The 17,658-nt window shown below is 64.3% G+C and carries 17 protein-coding genes; 3 read left to right on the forward strand and 14 right to left on the reverse strand.

The window, feature by feature from the left end:
* Window positions 1-40 precede the first annotated feature (40 nt).
* From NR193_RS06030 to NR193_RS06065, 8 genes are read right to left on the reverse strand one after another with little or no spacing between them, the layout of a single operon-like run.
* Window positions 41-2,266: an ABC transporter permease gene (locus tag NR193_RS06030; RefSeq protein WP_256749963.1), complete on the reverse strand. Its 2,226-nt coding sequence runs from the start codon at window positions 2,264-2,266 to the stop codon at window positions 41-43.
* Window positions 2,259-3,044 (reverse strand): ABC transporter ATP-binding protein, encoded by a 786-nt coding sequence (locus NR193_RS06035; RefSeq protein WP_091576667.1) that lies wholly within the window; start codon window positions 3,042-3,044, stop codon window positions 2,259-2,261. The genes NR193_RS06030 and NR193_RS06035 overlap by 8 nt, the downstream gene beginning before the upstream one ends.
* 24 nt (window positions 3,045-3,068) lie before the next feature.
* Complete coding sequence (locus NR193_RS06040; protein ID WP_256749964.1) at window positions 3,069-4,316, reverse strand: ABC transporter substrate-binding protein; 1,248 nt, start codon at window positions 4,314-4,316, stop codon at window positions 3,069-3,071.
* Between the two features lie 51 nt (window positions 4,317-4,367).
* On the reverse strand, window positions 4,368-5,396 hold the full coding sequence (locus tag NR193_RS06045; protein ID WP_256749965.1) for a branched-chain amino acid ABC transporter permease: 1,029 nt from the start codon (window positions 5,394-5,396) through the stop codon (window positions 4,368-4,370).
* Complete coding sequence (locus tag NR193_RS06050) at window positions 5,393-6,442, reverse strand: branched-chain amino acid ABC transporter permease (RefSeq protein ID WP_375162688.1); 1,050 nt, start codon at window positions 6,440-6,442, stop codon at window positions 5,393-5,395. Before NR193_RS06050 ends, NR193_RS06045 begins: the two co-directional genes overlap by 4 nt.
* Window positions 6,439-7,767 carry an amidohydrolase family protein gene (locus tag NR193_RS06055; protein WP_091576674.1) on the reverse strand — a complete coding sequence of 443 codons (1,329 nt, stop codon included), beginning with the start codon at window positions 7,765-7,767 and terminating at the stop codon, window positions 6,439-6,441. The genes NR193_RS06050 and NR193_RS06055 overlap by 4 nt, the downstream gene beginning before the upstream one ends.
* Window positions 7,768-7,819: 52 nt before the next feature.
* Window positions 7,820-8,599, reverse strand: coding sequence for an alpha/beta fold hydrolase (locus tag NR193_RS06060; RefSeq protein WP_091576676.1), 780 nt, complete (start codon window positions 8,597-8,599; stop codon window positions 7,820-7,822).
* Window positions 8,596-9,474 (reverse strand): fumarylacetoacetate hydrolase family protein, encoded by an 879-nt coding sequence (locus tag NR193_RS06065; protein ID WP_256749966.1) that lies wholly within the window; start codon window positions 9,472-9,474, stop codon window positions 8,596-8,598. The genes NR193_RS06060 and NR193_RS06065 overlap by 4 nt, the downstream gene beginning before the upstream one ends.
* Before the next feature lie 205 nt (window positions 9,475-9,679).
* On the opposite strand from NR193_RS06065, the gene NR193_RS06070 reads away from it, so the two are divergent.
* Complete coding sequence (locus tag NR193_RS06070; RefSeq protein ID WP_256749967.1) at window positions 9,680-10,351, forward strand: FadR/GntR family transcriptional regulator; 672 nt, start codon at window positions 9,680-9,682, stop codon at window positions 10,349-10,351.
* A gap of 21 nt (window positions 10,352-10,372) precedes the next feature.
* Here the strand turns inward: NR193_RS06070 and pobA are convergent, their stop codons facing one another.
* From pobA to pcaD, 6 genes are read right to left on the reverse strand one after another with little or no spacing between them, the layout of a single operon-like run.
* A complete protein-coding gene (pobA, locus tag NR193_RS06075) occupies window positions 10,373-11,545 on the reverse strand; it encodes a 4-hydroxybenzoate 3-monooxygenase (protein ID WP_256749968.1) in 1,173 nt (390 codons plus the stop codon).
* Window positions 11,545-12,597: a 3-carboxy-cis,cis-muconate cycloisomerase gene (locus NR193_RS06080; RefSeq protein WP_256749969.1), complete on the reverse strand. Its 1,053-nt coding sequence runs from the start codon at window positions 12,595-12,597 to the stop codon at window positions 11,545-11,547. The genes pobA and NR193_RS06080 overlap by 1 nt, the downstream gene beginning before the upstream one ends.
* A 19-nt stretch (window positions 12,598-12,616) precedes the next feature.
* Window positions 12,617-13,231: a protocatechuate 3,4-dioxygenase subunit alpha gene (gene pcaG, locus NR193_RS06085; protein WP_256749970.1), complete on the reverse strand. Its 615-nt coding sequence runs from the start codon at window positions 13,229-13,231 to the stop codon at window positions 12,617-12,619.
* Window positions 13,231-13,986 (reverse strand): protocatechuate 3,4-dioxygenase subunit beta, encoded by a 756-nt coding sequence (gene pcaH / locus NR193_RS06090; protein WP_256749971.1) that lies wholly within the window; start codon window positions 13,984-13,986, stop codon window positions 13,231-13,233. The genes pcaG and pcaH overlap by 1 nt, the downstream gene beginning before the upstream one ends.
* On the reverse strand, window positions 13,976-14,383 hold the full coding sequence (gene pcaC, locus NR193_RS06095; protein WP_256749972.1) for a 4-carboxymuconolactone decarboxylase: 408 nt from the start codon (window positions 14,381-14,383) through the stop codon (window positions 13,976-13,978). Before pcaC ends, pcaH begins: the two co-directional genes overlap by 11 nt.
* Window positions 14,376-15,185 carry a 3-oxoadipate enol-lactonase gene (gene pcaD / locus NR193_RS06100; RefSeq protein WP_256749973.1) on the reverse strand — a complete coding sequence of 270 codons (810 nt, stop codon included), beginning with the start codon at window positions 15,183-15,185 and terminating at the stop codon, window positions 14,376-14,378. The genes pcaC and pcaD overlap by 8 nt, the downstream gene beginning before the upstream one ends.
* A 93-nt stretch (window positions 15,186-15,278) precedes the next feature.
* Here pcaD and pcaQ point away from each other — a divergent pair, with 93 nt between their 5' ends.
* Window positions 15,279-16,196, forward strand: a complete 918-nt coding sequence (gene pcaQ, locus NR193_RS06105; protein WP_256749974.1) for a pca operon transcription factor PcaQ — start codon at window positions 15,279-15,281, stop codon at window positions 16,194-16,196.
* A 142-nt stretch (window positions 16,197-16,338) separates the two neighbouring features.
* The gene (locus NR193_RS06110; protein ID WP_256749975.1) at window positions 16,339-17,652 is read left to right on the forward strand and encodes an ABC transporter substrate-binding protein; all 1,314 of its coding nucleotides are present in this window, start codon (window positions 16,339-16,341) and stop codon (window positions 17,650-17,652) included.
* Window positions 17,653-17,658: the final 6 nt, after the last annotated feature.

The following is a 17,658-nucleotide window of genomic DNA, read 5'->3' on the forward strand; positions in this document are numbered from 1 at the left end:
TTCTCAAACATCCACCCGCACGGTGGCGAAGTCCAATTCTTCATGCCCGCCTCTGCAGCTTCGGCGTGATCGCGTGGAACGCATTGATCACAGCGTCGACGAAAGGCGTTTCGTTGATGTTTGCCCGAACCCGCTCGACATGGCGCAGCGGGGTCTGGCGAACGGTTTTCTCGATGGCTTCGAACAGGGCGTTGTCGGCTTCGGGATCATGAAAGGCTTGGCCGGGCGCATCGAGCATCGACACGCCGCCTTCGGGCAGCAGGAAGCGCACCGGGCCATTCATGGCGTTGAGCCGCGCGCCGATCCACTCGCCGAAGGCGCGGTTTTCGTCGCGCGTGGTGCGCATCAGGGTGACGTTCGGATTGTGGATGACGAATTTGCGGCTGCGGAATTTCTCCGGCACGCTGTCGCGCGGGCCGAAATTGACCATGTCGAGCGCGCCGGTAGAGCCGACATAAGGCAGTCCGGTGCGGATCGCCGCGCCGAAACGATCCTCGGTCGCCGGGAAGACGCCGCCGACGATCATGTCGGCCACTTCCGTGGTGGTCAGGTCGAGGAAGGCCGACAGCAGGCGAGAGTCGCCGAGATTTTCCATGGCCCGTCCGCCGATGCCGGTGGCATGGAAGACAAGGCAGTCATAGTCGGCTTCGAGCCGTCTGGTCACCGCCTGCACCGCCGGTGTGGTGACGCCGAACATGGTGATGCCGACAGCCGGCCGCGCCAGCTTGCGCCTGGCTTCCCGCGCCTCGGCATTGGGCAATTGCGCGACCATGCCGGCCATCGCGTGCGCGGCGTTGGACAGCACCTGTTCGGTGATCGAGTTCAGCCCCTGCACATCGGCGACCGAATGGAACATCATGATGTCGGCGCCGCCGACATATTTGGCGACATCGCCGGCCGCCACCGTCGACACCATCAGCTTGGGTATGCCGACAGGCAGCACCCGCATGCCCGCCGTTGCCAGCGTGGTGCCGCCGGAGCCACCGGCCGATATGACGCCGCCGATACGCGGCTCGCGCTCGATCCAGCGCGCGAAGGCTTCCGCCATGGCACTGACCGAGCCGCCGCGATCATTGGTGAAGACGGCGGACGAACCGCGCGCGTGCATTCCGGCCACCTGCACGGCGGGCACGTCGGCGCTTGTCGGTTTTCCCGATGTCGAGAGATCGACGGTGCGCACAGGAATGCCGAGCGACTTCAGCCTGTCGGCGACGAAGCGCAGTTCCTTGCCCTTGGTGTCGAAGGTGCCGACGACCAGCACGGTCCGGCCGATACGCTCGGCAAAGGGGATGGCGAAAACCTGCTTCAGATCGTCCTGAGGTGCCGCCTTGTCGACCGCCGCCTGCCGCATTTCGGTGACCGGCACGTTCCAGCGGTTGGGCAAGTCGGTGACCGGACGATAGACGCCATTCCGCGGCTTCGGTTTGGCCGAGCCGGCGGTAGTGCGGTCGACGCGGTAGACCTCCGCCAGTTGTTCCTTTGCTTGTGCGGCTTCGGCCGGCGTGACGGGCGCTTCCTCGGCATGGCGTCCAACGCCAAGCAGCCGCTGCTGCAACTCGCGGTCGGCGGCGAGTGCCTTTGCATCCATCAGCCGGTTGATGCGGCCATTGACCATGATGGCGACCTGGTTCGACACCGCGGTCGCCACGCCGATATTCTGCTCGATGACCAGCACCGCCATCTCGCCTTCGGCGGCAAGGTTGACGAGCATCTGCTCGACCTGGTCGACGATGATCGGCGCCAGGCCTTCGGTCGGCTCGTCCATGACCAGCAGCTTCGGGTCGCTGAGCAGCGCGCGCGAAATCGCCAGCATCTGCTGTTCGCCGCCCGACAGCTGCGAGCCGCCATTGGTGCGGCGTTCAGCCAGGCGCGGAAAGGTCTGGTAGACGCGCTCGACGGTCCAGCTGGCATCGCGCCGGTTGCCGGCGGCAAGCCGCAGATGCTCGTCGACCGTCAGGCTCGGCCAGACGCGACGTCCTTGCGGCACATAGCCGACGCCGAGGCGGTGGATCTCGTGCGGCTCGAGCGCCGATATCTCGCGGCCATCGACACGGATCGAACCGGAGCGCGCGCGCTTCAGGCCAACGATGGTGTTGCAGAGCGTCGACTTGCCCATGCCGTTGCGGCCGACCACGGACAGCACGCCGCTTTCCAGCGTCAGCGAAACACCTTGCAGCGCATGGCTCTCGCCATAGAAGACCTGCAGGTCGTCTATCCGGAGGATGGCCTTGATCGGCTTGCCGGAAGAGGGCGGGCGCTCAGCCATGCTTGCCCCCGAGATAGATCTCCTGCACCTCGGGATCGGCCTCGATCTCTTGCGGCGTGCCTTCCTTGAACAGGCGGCCATTGTGCATCATCGAGACATATTCCGACACGCGCAGAGCGACATCGAGATCGTGCTCAATGATGATGTAACCGATGTGTTTCGGCAGCGCATTGAGAATGGCGACGAGATCGCGGCGCTCGGTCGGCGACAGGCCTGCGGCCGGCTCGTCGAACAGGATGAAGCGCGGCGCGCCGGCAAGCGCCAGCGCGATCTCCAGCTGGCGCTGCTGGCCGTGGCTCAGCGTCGCCACCAGCGTGTCGCGATAGGCTTCGAGATGCACGGCGTGGAGGATCGATTCCGCCTGCACCATGTTGACGTCGCTTGCCGCCGGGCGCAGCAGCGAAAACCGCCGGCGCGAGACGCCGCGGCAAGCGAGAAAGATGGAATCGAGGACCGACAGGCCCTTGAACAATTGCGAAATCTGATAGGTGCGCCGCAGGCCGCGCCGGATGCGTTCATGCGGCGGCAAGTCGGTGATGTCCTCGCCGAAGAAGCGTATGCGCCCTGATGTCGGCAGGAAGTCGCCGGTGACGGCATTGAACAGGGTCGTCTTGCCGGCGCCATTGGAGCCGAGGACCGCGCGCCGTTCGCCAGCCGCGATCCTCATATTGATGCCCGAGAGCGCCACCAGCGCCCCGAAATGCCGCGCCACGCCATCGAGCTCCAGCGCATAGGCGCCGGTGCTCTGGAGACGGTTTGCTGCGAAGCTTTCGGTCACTGGCGGCTACACTCGATGTCGCTGTTATGGGCAGCTCGGATTGTCGCGGTTGACCGCGCCGAGTTTCATGAACTCGTCTTCGGGAATGCCGAGCGTCTGGTTGACCTGCGGCACCACCTTGACCAGCTTGTTCAGGAGATTGCCGTCGGCACCTTCGGTGACCTCAGTCAGGAAGATGTCGGCAATCGCGTTGCGGTTCTTGTCGAGCGACACCTTGCCGGTCGGCGTGTCGAAGGACAGCTTCGACAGCGCATCGCGCAGCTTCTTGCCGCCGTCGGAGAGATCGCCGCCGACCTGGTCGAGACCGAGCAGCGTCGCCTTCATGTCGACATAGTAGCCATGGGCGAAGAGTGACGGCGAGGGAAAGGCGCCCGGCTGCTTCTTGTAGGCCTCGACGAAGGCCTTCCACGCCGGCGCGTCATTGGTGTCGGCGGTCGGCCCGGCCGAGGGCGTGCCCTTCAGGACGTCGCGCAGCTTGCCTTTCGAGGTCAGCACCGTCTGGTCGACGGTGATCGAGCCGCCGATCAGTGGTGCGGAACCGCCGCCCTGCTGGTACTGGGTCAGGAAGTTGACCGCATCGGCGCCGCCGAGCGCGACGTAGATCGCGTCAACGTCTTCCGGGATGGCGGCGATGACCGAAGAAAAGTCCTTGTTGCCGATCGGCACCCAGGATTTCGACGGCACATGGCCGCCGGCCTTGCAGAACTCGGCCATGAAGCCGAACACCTGCGTGTAGGGGAAGGAATAGTCCTCGGCGACGGTGGCGACCTTCTTGTAGCCCTTGTCCTTGAAAGCATAGGTGCCGAGGCCGGCCATCCACTGGGCGCCGTCGGTCGAGAAGCGGAAGAAGTTTTCCGCCGGGTCGCGCAGCGTGGTGTCCTGCGCGGCCGAGGTGCCGTTGATGAAGGTCACGTTGGGCTGCGTCTTGGCGTAGTCCTTGACGGCCAGGCCTTCATCGCCCGAAAGCGGACCGACCAGCACCTTGACGCCGTCCTGCTCGACCAGCTTGCGTGCCGCGCGCACCGCGCTGTCGGGCGAGGCGTCGGACGAGCCCTTGACGATCTCGATCTTCTTGCCGGCGACGGTGCCGTTCATCTCGGCGACAGCGGTCATCGCACCGCGCTCGCCGTCCTCGCCCAGCACCGTGAACGGTCCCTCGAAGGTGGCGAGCAGGCCGATCTTGATGGTGTCGTCGGCAGCCAGCGCCATCGAAGGCGCGGTCAGCCCGGTGAACACCGCCAGGGCCAGCAATGTACGTCTATGCATCCTCATGATTTTCCTCCCGTTGATTTCGTTTTGCAGTGGCTCATTCCATCCCGGCCGCTACGAGCCGGGACGCAAGGACTCCTGGGCAAGATGTGGCTTGATCCTCCCCCACAACCCAAGAATTCCATCCGGTGAGACGAAGACGATCACCAGGAACACCAGCCCGATCAGCGTGTTGAAGCGCTCGGCGCCGACGATGTCGATGGCGAAGGTCTGCATCAGGATGACGACGACCGCGCCGAGAAATGGCCCGATCGGATGGCGAAGGCCGCCAATGACGGCAATGATCAGCACGTCGATCGCCGCATCGACGCCGATGGTGCCGGGCGAGACACGGCCGTTGAACCAGACCAGCAGCACGCCCGCCAATCCGGCGATGACGCCGGCCAGCAGCCAGGCGAAGACCTTGTGCGCGGTGACGTGGTAGCCGAGCGCGCGCATGCGGCGCGGGTTGTCGCGGATCGCCTGCAAGGTCATGCCGAAGGTCGAGCGCGAGCCGTAGAGCACCGCCGCGTAGGACAACACGGCCAGGCCGAGGCAGAGATAATAGAAGGGCTTCGGATCACGCCAGCTGATGCCCCAGAAGGCCGGGGCGCGGATGCCGGCATAGCCGGAATGGCCATTGAAGATGGCGTAGTTCTGCTGAGCGAAATAGTAGGTCGCGGTGGCGATCGCCAGCGTGATCATGATCGTGTAGATGCCCTCGGTACGCACCGAGATCCAGCCGATCAGCGCCGACGCCAGTGCCGCCGCGAGAACCGCGAACGGCACCGCGAGCCACCACGGCCAGCCGAAGCCGAGAATGTTGGAATTGTTGTTGCCGAGGATGGCGATGGCATAGGCTGATATGCCAGCAACCGTGATCTGCGCCAGGCTGACCATGCCGCCATAGCCGGCGAGCAGCATCAGCGACAGGCCCATCATGCCGAAGATCAGGGAGTAGCCGCCGATCTGCGTCAGGAAGAAATCCGACGCCACCAGCGGATAGAGCACCAGCACGACGGCAAGGATGATGTGCCCGGCGCCCAGCCTTTCCAGCCAGTTCTGCCGCGGTGTCGCGCCGTCCGTGGCGATGGCCAGGCTCATCGGGCCTTCCCCATGATGCCTTGTGGCCGGACCGCCAGCGTGACCACCATGATGACGAAGGTCAGCACGATGCCATATGTCGGGAAATAGACGAGGCCGATCTGTTCGGCGAGGCCGATCAGCAGCGCGCCGATGGCGGCACCCGTGATCGAGCCCATGCCGCCGACGATGACCACGACCAGCGATGCCAGGAGGTAGCGGACATCCTCGCCGGGCGCGACGGACAGCGCCGAGCCACCGACGACACCGGCAAAGCCGGCGAGCCCGGCGCCGACCGCAAAGACGATAGCAAACACCGCGTGCACGTTGACGCCGGAAGCCTGCAGCATGGCACGGTCGTCGACGCCGGCGCGGATCATCATGCCGACGCGTGTCTTATGCAGCATCAGCCAGAGGCCCACGCCGATGACGATCGCCGCCGCCAGCACGACCACGCGGTAGAGCGGATAGGTGAGGAAGACCGAGGCGCCGTTGGAGCGCACCGCGGTGATGACGGGCAAGGTCAAGGCGCCATCGAGCCATTCCGGCGTCGCGATCTGATAGGTGCCGCCGGCCCAGACAGCCAGCATCAGGTCGGCGGCGACGATCGAGATGCCGATGCTGACCAGGGTCTGGCGCAGGTCATCGCCTTCGAGGCGACGGAAGACGAAGACCTGCATGACGACGCCGACGATGGCCAGCGCGGCGAAGCCGGCGGCGACGCCGAGCAGCCAGTAGCCGGTGCGGCTGGTGACCTCGTAGCCGATATAGGCGCCGAGCAGATAGAGGGAGCCATGCGCCAGATTGACGTTGCGCATCAGGCCGAAGATCAGCGTGAAACCGCTGGCGACGAGGAAATACAGGCCGGCCAGCGTGATGCCGTTGAGGATTGCGCTGACGAACGCCTTCTTCGAGATCAGGATCGCGTTCAGCCAATCCGGCCAGACGGCAAAGACCAGCCATGCGATGACGGCGGCGGCAAGCAGGCCGACGAGGCCCCAGGCCTGCCGGCGTGTCATGCCGCCACTTGAAAGCGACGGCGAGGATGGCTGGTCGAGCAGGCTCATGCAGTCAGCCGCCGGCGCTGCTCGTTCATGCGCGGCGCCTTGTGGAACTTGCCGTCCTTCATGATGGCAAGGATGCGGTTCTTGTCCTGCAGGATGCGCACGTCGGAAATCGGGTCGCCGTCGATCAGCAGGATATCGGCGAGGTAGCCTTCCTTGATCAGGCCGAGCTCGTCGCCCATGTTCATGATCTGGCCGCCATATTTGGTGCCGGCCTGGATGGCTTCCATCGGCGAGAAGCCGAGCATCTCGACGAAGGTCTGGATGTCCTTGGCGTTGGTGCCTTGCGGCGTCCAGGCAAAGCCGTAGTCGCCGCCGATGCAGACGCGGATGCCGCGCCGGTGCATTTTCTTCATCGTCTCGATGCACATTTCGAGCTCGCGCTCATATTCGAGCGACAACGGCGAACCGGGCTTGATGCCCCATTGCTCGGCATGGCGCGCGGTGTTGATCAGCCAGGCGATGCCAGGCGCGACGAAGTGTTTGTCCTTGACCGCCTCGAGCATGTCGAGCGCTTCCTCGTCGGCGAAGGAGGCGTGGTAGATGTTCTGGATGCCGTGGCGGATGCACTGCTTGACCGAGCCGGACGAGCGCGCATGCGCCGACAGCACCTTGTTGCGGCAGCGCGCCTCGGAAGCCGCCATCGCGACCTCCTCCTCCGACATCGGCGTTTCCTCGGCGCCCATGCCGGTGATGCTCTCGCCGGACAGGTTGAGCTTGATGGAATCGACGCCGTATTTGATCAGCTGGCGCACGGTGCGGCGGATTTCCTCGGGACCGGAAACGACGATGCCGAGGTTCAGCCCTTCATGCGGAATGTGCGAAGGCGCGGAATCGCCGAGCCCGCCGACCGTGGTGATCTCCGGACCTGCTGCGAGATAGCGCGGACCGGGGAAGCGGCCCTGGTTGATGAACTTCTTGGCGACGACATCGAGACGCGGCTTGGCGGCCGCGGCACCCCGGCCGGCGGTGAAGCCGGCATCGAGCACCAGCTTGGCCATCTCCATAGTGACCAGCATGTGCTCCTCGATCTCCATCATCTGGATGGGGTCGATGCCGGGCGCGTTGTTCCACGACAGATGCAGATGCGCGTCGATCATGCCCGGCATCAGCGTTGCGCCCATGCCGTCGATGACGGTCGCGCCGCCGCTGTAGGAAGACGACGAGGACGAGCCGAAGCGCGACGAGCCCTTGGTGATCTGCTTGATGCGGTTGCCCTGCACCAGTACCTCACCGGTGTATGGATATTCACCTGTCGCGTCGAGCACGCGCACATTGGTGAAGAGCGTGCTGCTCGAGCCGTTACCGTTCCAGCTGTCGTCTGCCATCACAAGCCTCCCAACTTGCCGAGCGCGTAGTTCTACGCCCGATCAGAAATCCTCACCTATCAACCCGTCTCAAAAAATCGGCGAGCTTCTGGCTGCTCTCGCGCGGGCTTTCCACCGTGGCCCAGTGCCCGCACCGATCCAGAGACGAGAATATGGCTCCCTTGATCTTGTCGGCAAGCGCCTGCCCGACACCAGCCGGATTGACCGTGTCGGCGTCGCCGGTGACAAGCAAGGTCGGCACGGAAATCCGGCGCGCGTCGACCGCGGTCGCCTTGGCCAGCGCCTCACAGGTACGGGCATAGGATTCCGGATCCTGGCGTGTGATCGATTCGCGCACGAAGGCGACAGCGGCTGGCGAGGTTTCCCTGGTGTGCGCCGAGATCGCATTGGCGACGATCTGGTCGGCGATATCGGCAATGCCGCCCGAGCGCGCCAGCCGGGCGCGATTGGCGAGCCCTTGCCTGGTCGCTTCCGCCGGTTCCGCCAGCGCGCCAAACAGCGCCAGCGACGCAACAAGCGAGGGCTGCGTCGCGGCAATCTGCTGGCAGATGATAGTGCCCATCGAGTGGCCGACGAAATGCGCCGTGGTGACGCCCATGCCGGCCATGGCGCGGATGACCGCCTCGCTCATCAATTCGATGGTCAGCGGCTCGATCGGGCGCGGCGAGCGGCCGGAGCCCGGCAGGTCGAGCCGGATGACGCGATAGCTGGAAAGCGCCGCCATCTGCGGCTGGAACATGTTGGACGTGCCGCCAAGACCATGGATCATCACCACGGCCGCCCCCTCGCCGACGACCTCCGCGACAACCTGGCCAACCGTCACGGTCGTCATTGCGCATACTCCACGAAGCGGTTTTCCAGCGTGCCGATGCCGTCGATCTCGATGCGCACGACGTCACCGGCCTTGAGATATTTCGGCGGATCAAAGCCGATGCCGACGCCGACCGGCGTGCCGGTGGCGATGATGTCGCCGGGCTTCAGCGTGATACCTTGCGAGAGCGTCGCGATGATGGTCGGGATGTCGAAGATCAACAGCGATATGCTGGAATCCTGGCGCAGATCCTCATTGACGAAACAGCGGATGCCGGCGGTCGCCAGATCCAACTCATCCCTGGTTACCGCCCAGGGGCCCATCGGACAGAACGTGTCCTGCGACTTGCCGATCAGCCACTGGCTGTATTTGCCCTGCAGGTCGCGGGCGGTGACGTCGTTGACGATCGTGTAGCCCCAGACGTGGTCGAGCGCATTTTCCTTGGCGATGCCGCGCCCGCCCTTGCCGATGATGACGGCAAGCTCCGCCTCGTAGTCGATGGCCGTCGAGACCGAGGAATCGATCAGCACGCTGGCATGGTTGGCGACGACCGATTCAGGCACCTTGGAGAAGATAATCGGGTGTTTTGGGATCGCGCCGGCGCCGGCGCTGGAATCGAAACCGCTGCGGGCAAACTCGTGCGCGTGCTCGTGATAGTTCTTGCCGACGCAGAAGATGTTGCGGCGCGGCTGCGGGATCGGCGCCTCGATTTCCACCTGCGCCAGCGGGATCGGTGACAGGGTGCGCGGCACGCCGGCGCCGTTGCGCTCGATCAGTGCCAGAATGCCGGCCTTGGCCTGATCGACGGCAAAATCGAAAGGAGCGATGGTCTGGGCATCGAGATCGACCATACCCACGCGACGTTCGCCGGCGATCGAAAATGTCGCGACCCGCATTCGATTCCTCCCTGAACCTTTTATGAACCAATACTGGCTCTTTCGCTACACGCTATCGCCGATTGGTTCACGCTTCAAGAGGGTTTCAGCTCCCGATTCAACAAAACATGCGCATGCGGCGCCTGTTTTCGTCTGAACACTGGACCAACCGGCAATCGCTTGATAATATTGGTTCAACATTGGATCAGATAAAAGTTCTCACCGAATGCCGAAGCTCGTCGCCAACGATATCGCCACAATGCTCAAGAAGCGTATTTCCTCCGGCGAGTGGCTCGAGGACGGCCGCATGCCGCCCGAGCGCGACCTCGCGGTCGAATTCGGCGTCGCGCGCAATACCGTGCGCCGTGCCGTCGGCTTCCTCGAGAACGACGGAACTGTCGTCCGGCATGTCGGGCGGGGCACCTTCCTGACCGCGACCAACCCGACGTCGATCACATCGATGGTCACACGGATGGAGGGCACCAGCCCCGCCGACATGATGGAGATCAGGCAGTTGCTCGAACCGGCGGCAGCGGCCTTTGCCGCGACCAATGCCAGCGCGACCGAACTGAACGCGGTTCGCGAAGCGCACCAGACCGCATGCGACGCCAAGGACATGCCGGATTTCGAGCATTGGGACGCCGAATTCCATCACCGGGTGTTCGCATGCTGCCGCAATGACTTCCTGAAAGAGATCCACAATCTCATGCGCGCCATTCGCAACCAGTCACCCTGGTTCGAAATGAAGAAGCGTTCGTTCTCGGAGGAACGTCGCCAGGCCTACTGCGACGAGCACCAGGCGATCCTCGATTGCCTGTTTCACCGCGATCCGGAAGGTGCGAAAAATGCGATGCTGGCGCATCTGAGAACCGTCGAACGCAATCTCCTGGGCCGATAGCCGCGCATCGTTTGCCGTGCGTCAGTAAGGCAAGCCGACATAATTCTCGGCAAGCGCCGTCGATGCCGCCTTGGAATGCACGAGATAGTCGAGCTCGGCCTCCTGGATGCGTTGGCCGAATTCGCCTGTGTCGGGAAAGCGGTGCAGCATCGTCGTCATCCACCAGGAAAAGCGCACTGCCTTCCAGACCCGCGCCAGCGCCTTGCCTGAATAGGCATCGATGCCGGCATGCGATTTCTCGGCATAGAAGTCGCGCAAGCCAGCAAAGAGATAACGCACGTCGCTGGCGGCAAGATTGAGGCCCTTGGCCCCTGTCGGCGGCACGATGTGGGCGGCATCGCCGACCAGGAAAAGCCGGCCGAAACGCATCGGCTCGGCAACGAAGGAGCGCAGCGGCGCGATCGACTTCTCGAAGGATGGCCCGGTGACGACACTTGCCGCCGTCTGCTCCGGCAAGCGGCTGCGCAGCTCGTCCCAGAAGCGGTCGTCCGACCATGCCTCGACGCGGTCGCCCTCGGGGCACTGCACATAGTAGCGGCTGCGGTGCGTCGAGCGCATCGAGCACAGCGCAAAACCCCTCTCATGATTGGCGTAGACCAGCTCGTGATCGGCCGGCGGCACTTCGGCCAGCACGCCGAGCCAGCCGAACGGATATTGCCGCTCGAAGGTTTTCAGCGCGCCATCGGGCACCGATTTGCGGCTGACACCGTGATAGCCGTCGCAGCCGGCGATGAAGTCGCAGTCGATGCGATGGCCGACGCCATCCTTGTCATAGGTGGCGAAAGGCGCCTTACCGTCGAAATCGTGCAGTGTGACGTTTGCCGCCTCGTAGACCGTGGTCAGTCCTGCCGCATCGCGCTTGTCCATCAGATCGTGCGTCACTTCGGTCTGGCCATAGACGGTGACATGCCTGCCGCCGGTCAGCGCTGCCAGATCGATGCGATGCAAGCGGCCATCGAAGGCAAGCGAGATGCCCGAATGGGGAAGCCCCTCGGCATGCAGCCTGGTGGCAGCGCTGGCCTCCTCCAGCAGCTCGACGGTGCCTTGTTCGAGGACGCCAGCGCGCACGCGGCCAAGCACGTGATCGCGGCTGGCGCGTTCCAGAATGATTGTCTCGACGCCGATGCCGTGGAGCAACTGTCCGAGCAGCAGGCCGGACGGTCCGGAGCCGATGATGACGACCTGGGTGCGCATCAGTGACCGAGACTTTCGACCTGTGCGGCCAGTTCGGCGGCGAGGCGTAGCGATGCCGCCGTGGCAACGACCATCTGCGGCAGCAACAGCCACTCCAGCGTCCATGCAGATCCCGAACGCTCCTGCTCATGCACGAGCGCCTGATGCATGCCGGAAAGCTGCGTGGCGTTGAAGCGGGCAAGCGCCACCAGCGCCTCCGCCTTCACCGGGTTCTGCTTGTACGGCATGGCCGACGAACCGCCGCCGCCCGAGAGTTCGACTTCGGTTCCGCCCAGCGCCATCAGGGCGATATCCTGGCCGAACTTGCCGAGGCTGCCGGTCACCAGCGACAGCCAGCCGCTGAAATCGGCAAGTGCATCGCGCTGGCTCTGCCACTGCGGCGCATCGGCAAGACCAAGCCTGGCGGCAAGGGCCGCACGCACCGCCGGCCCCTTGTCGTCGAGCTTTTCGAGCGTGCCCGCGGCACCGCCGAACTGCACGACCAGCAGGCGCCTCGACTGTTCCGGTAGTCTTTCCTGGTGCCGCCGCAGCGGTGCCTGCCACGCTCGTACGCGATCCGCCACTTCGATCGGGATCGCCGGTTGCATGCGGGTCACCCCGGCCAGCACCCTGCCCCCGAAGCGCTCATCGAGGGAAGTGAGCCGTAAGATGGTCTCGGTCAGCAGCAGGCCGAGATGCTCGACGACGGATTTCAGCCGAAGCATCAGGCCGGTGTCGATGACATCCTGGCTGGTCGCGCCGAAATGCACTTTCTGGCCATGCGGCTCGCCGACCGCCATCCTGATCTGGCGCACGAGTTCCGGCACCATGACCCCGTCCCTGGCGACCGCGGCCCGCAGCAAGGCGGTGTCCGGCCGGAACGAGGATAGGACCGAAACGATCGCTGCCGCCGCATCCTTGGCGATGATGCCATTTTCGGCCTGCGCTTGCGCCAGCGCGCTTTCAAATCCCAGCGCCGCCTCGATTTCGGCTTCGACGGAAAAATGCCGGCTCGCCTCCTCGTCGCCGAGAAGAGCGGAAAGCAGCGGATGGTCGAAGGGCGATACGGTCATGTCCTTGTCCTCCTGACCATCAGCTGTCGAAGAAGACCGTTTCCTTCTCCCCCTGGAGATGGACATCGAAGACGTAGGTGTCGTCCTTGCGCTCGGCGATCAGGGTCGGCACGCGAACGCGATGCTCGATGCGCGCCAGGATCGGATCCTCGGCATTGGCCTTTTCCTCGTCGGAAAAATAGAGCCGAGTGTGCAGGCCGAGATTGATGCCACGGGCGACGATCCAGAGCGTGATATGCGGCGCCATCTGGCGGCCATCCCTGAACGGCACCCGGCCCGGCTTGATCGTCTCGAATGTGCACAGGCCGGTTTCCATGTCAGTCGGGCAACGACCCCAGCCGAGGAAATTCGGATCGGCGGCACCGCGCATCTCCGCCGGCGAATTGTAGAGCCCGTCCGCATCCGCTTGCCAGATTTCGATCAGAGCGTCCTTGAGCGTCGTGCCGGTGCCGTCGAGCACCCGGATGCGCAGGCCGATGCGTTCGCCCCTGGTCTTCTCGTTGACCATGGTCGCACCAAGGTCAGTCGCATAGACGCCGGCGATGCCGCAGAAATTGGGGGTGAGCCCGATATGGACATAGGGTCCGGCGGTCTGCGAAGGACTTTCCTTCAGCCGGTCGAGCGACTGGGCCATCAATTGCCCTCCAGCCTGTTTTCGAACAGCGACGAGCGGCGCCCGCGCAGCACGATGTCGAACTTGTAGGCGCGCGCGTCGAAGGGGATCGTCGCTTGCATGTCGAGCGCGGCAATCAGCGTCTCGACGGCGGCCTTGTCGGGAATGCCGCGCGCGATCGGGCAGTGCCAGATCAGCGGGTCGCCCTCGAAATACATCTGCGTGATCAGCCGCTGCGCGAAGCCATGGCCGAAGACCGAGAAATGGATGTGCGAAGGCCGCCAGTCATTCGGCCCGTTCGGCCAGGGATAAGGACCGGGCTTGACGGTACGAAAGGCATAGCCGCCATCCTCGCCGGTGATGGCACGGCCACAGCCGCCGAAATTCGGGTCGAGCGGCGCCAGATAGCCGTCCTTCTTATGGCGATAGCGGCCACCGGCATTGGCTTGCCAGAATTCGAGCAGCACGCCGGGCACGCCAGCGCCGCGTTCGTCGAGCACGCGGCCATGGACGATGATACGCTCGCCGAGCGCGCTCTCGCCGGGCCTGGCGAAATTGTGGATCAGGTCGGCGTCGAGTTCGCCCAGCATGGCATGACCGAAGACCGGGCCCGCAATCTCCGACAGCGTGTTGTCGAAGGCGAGCAGCGCCTTCTGCGGCGAGCGCAGGATGGAAGTCTTGTAGTTCGGCGTCAGCGCCGGCGGATGCCATGTCCGGTCGCGCTGGAAAAAGGCGCCGGTCTCAGGCCTCCGGTTCGAGCCGGACTCAGCGGACATTCTTGGCTCCGTCCATTTCCGAAAACACGTCCTTGGCGATCTTGAAGGCACGGTTGGCGGCCGGCACGCCGGCATAGATGGCGACATGCAGGAACGCCTCGCAGATATCGTCGCGCGTGGCACCGGTGTTGGCGGTGGCGCGCACATGCAAGGCGACCTCCTCATCATGGCCGAGCGCGGCCAGCAGCGCCAGCGTGACGATCGAACGCTCGCGCCTGGTGAAGCCCGGTCGTGCCCACACGGTTCCCCAGGCTGCCTCGGTGATCAGCTCCTGGAACGGTTGATCGAAATCGGTGGCGGCGACTTCGGCCCGGTCGACATGGCGGTCGCCGAGGACGGACCGCCGCACCGCGAGGCCGGCGCGATATCTGGCTGCGTTGCCGGGGACTTCATCCATGGGTTTCTGCTCCAGAGGGAAGCGATGCGATAAACTCGCGGATCAGGGCGACCAGCGCTTCAGGCTGTTCGACGCACGGAATGTGCCCGGCGTCGCGGATGATCTCGAAGCGCGCGCCGGGAATGAGAGCGGCCAGCGAGCGGACAAGATCGGGAGGCGTCGAGCCGTCCTGGTCGCCGACAACGCAAAGTGTCGGCACCGCGATGCGGCGCGCCGCGTCGGTGAAATCCGCGTCGCGAACCGCCGCGCAAGTGCCGATGTAACCGGCAAGCGCTTGCCGGGTCATCATGTTCCAATAGCCGTCCAGCTCGGGCAAACGTGCCGCGTGGAAGGCCGGGGTGAACCACACTTTGAGCACGGCATCGGCAATGGCCTGGATGCCCTTGGTTTCGACCGTCGCGATGCGTGTGTTCCAGCTGTCCGTGGTGCCAATCTTGTGTGCCGTGTCGCAGAGGATCAGCGCCTCGACGTCTGCGGGGCGCCTGGCATAAAAGCCCTGCGCAATCAGACCGCCGACCGACAGGCCGCACAATACCACCTTGCCGAGATCGAAGTGATCGACGAGGCCGCAGAGGTCGTCGACATGATCGTCGATCGACTTGATATCGCCGATGTCGGAGAGCCCGTGGCCACGCTTGTCGTAGACCAGCAAGGGCATTTCACCATCAAGCGCCGAGACGACGTCGTCCCAGATCCGGAAGTCGGTGCCGAGCGAATTGATGAACACGATCGGGCGTGCCTCGCTGTTCGCTTCGACGCGACGATGGTGCAGCGTGATGCCGCCGATGGTGACGAATGGCACGATTTCGGTCCTCCATCTCCACATTGCACAAGGCATTTGGTTCGGTAAAATGATATTTTGCGCCGTTTCATTAACTCAGAGGTTATCGAATTCATGTCCGAAGGCCGCATCCGCTTCCGTCACCTGCAGGCGTTCCTTGAAGTTGCGCGGCAGGGAAGCGTGGCGAGAGCGGCCGACTTCCTGCATGTCAGCCCGCCGGCGGTGACCAAGACGTTGCGCGAACTGGAAGAGGCGCTGGGTGTGGCGGTGGTCGAACGCGACGGCCGCGGCATCCGGCTGACGCGCATCGGCGAAATCTTCCTTCGCCATGCCGGCACGGCAATCACGGCGCTGAAGCAAGGCGTCGATTCCGTCAGGCAGGATGGCGCGGTCAACCGGCACCCGATCCGCATCGGCGCGTTGCCGACGGTTTCGGCGCGCGTGATGCCGCTCGCCATGAGCCTGTTCCTCAAGGAGAGCACCGGTGCTGCGATCAAGATCGTCACCGGCGAGAACGCGGTGCTGCTCGAGCAGTTGCGTGTCGGAGCGCTCGATCTCGTTGTCGGACGGCTGGCGGCGCCGGAGAACATGACCGGCTTCTTCTTCGAGCACCTCTATTCCGAACAGGTGCTGTTCGTGGTGCGCGCGGGCCATCCGCTGCTCGAAGCCGGACAGGACGTGTTCGCACGGCTCGACGAATTCCCGGCGCTGATGCCGACGCGGGAATCGGTCATCCGCCCCTTCGTCGACCGGCTGTTCATCACCAACGGCATGACGGCGCCGGCAACCGAAATCGAAACCGTATCGGACTCCTTCGGCCGCGCTTTCCTGCGGCAAAGCAATGCGGTCTGGATTATTTCGGCGGGCGTCGTTGCCAATGAGCTCGGCAGCGGCGCCTTTGTCGCCCTGCCGGTCAACACGGAGGAAACCAAGGGACCGGTCGGCCTGACGATGCGGACCGACACGGCGCCCTCGCCCGCTTTCTCCATCCTGCTGCAGACCATCCGCGAAGCGGCAAGGCAAGGCGGTTGACGCGCCGAAACATCCGAACAAGATGTTGTCGCGACCTGAGATTTCCTAACCCATAGGTTAATGAAACACCGCAAAATATCATTTTACCGAACCAAACGCGTGGTGCACTGTGGTGTTGGAGGAGCCACAGAGGGAGGAACACATGACACACGCACTCGGCAGCAGATCCACGATTCCAGGCATTTCGCGACGCCAGTTCATTGCCACCTCGATCGCCGGCAGCACGGCGCTGGCACTTGGCGGCCGCAAGGCTTTTGCGGCAGGCGACACGCTCAAGGTCGGCTTCGTCAGCCCGCGCACCGGGCCGCTGGCCGGCTTCGGCCAGACCGACGGCTACGTGCTCGACCTTGCCCGCAAGGCGCTGGCCGGCGGCCTCGATATAGGCGGCAAGAAATACAGCGTCGAAATCCTCGACCAGGATACGCAATCGGATCCGTCCCGCGCGGGCCAGCTGGCCAAGGACCTGATCAACAACCAGGCCATCGACCTGATGCTGGCGGTCTCGACGCCCGAGGTGATCAATCCGGTAGCCGACGCCTGCGAAGCCGCCGGCGTGCCTTGCCTCTCCACGGTCATGCCGTGGGAAGCCTGGTATTTCGGCCGTGGCGCCAAGCCCGGTGCGCCCTCGCCGTTCAAATGGACCTATCATTTCGGCTTCGGCGTCGGCGAGTTCTTCAAGACCTACATCTCGCAATGGAACCTGATCGAGACCAACAAGAAGGTCGGCGTCATGTATCCGAACGATGCCGACGGCAACGCGATCCGCGCCAATCTGGCGCCGCTGCTGGCCAAGCAAGGTTTCACCATCGTCGATCCCGGCGCCTATGAAACCGGCACCACCGACTATTCCTCGCAGATCGCGCTGTTCAAGCAGGAGGGTGTCGAGATCTTCAACTCCTTCCCGATCCCGCCGGATTTCGCCGCCTTCTGGCGCCAGGCGGCGCAACAGGGCCTGATCAAACAGATCAAGATCTGCCAGGTCGCCAAGACCGGCCTGTTCCCTTCGGACATCGAGGCGCTCGGCGATCTCGGCATGAAGATTTCGAGCGCCGCCTACTGGCACAAGGCCTTTCCCTACAAGTCGCCGCTGACCGGCGTTTCGGGCACCGAGCTTGCCGACGGCTATGAGGCGGCGAGCGGCAAGCAGTGGACGCAGCAGCTCGGCGCCTCGATGTCGCTGCTCGATGCCGGCTTCGAGGCGCTGAAGGCAAGCACCGACGCCAAGGACAAGGCGGCGGTGGCGAAGGCGCTGAGCACGCTCAAGACCGAGACGATGATCGGCAAGGTCGACTTCACCAGCGGGCCAGTGGCCAATGTCTCGCCCGGCCCGATCATCGGCACGCAGTGGGTCGCCGCCAAGGAAGGCAGCAAATTCCCGCTCGACTACGTGGTGACCGAGAACGCCACCGACCCCAAGGTGCCCGTCGAAGCCAAGCTTCTGCCTTACAACGGTTGATGGACC

The organism is Mesorhizobium sp. Mes31 (assembly GCF_024519675.1).
Taxonomy (GTDB): Bacteria; Pseudomonadota; Alphaproteobacteria; order Rhizobiales; family Rhizobiaceae; genus Mesorhizobium.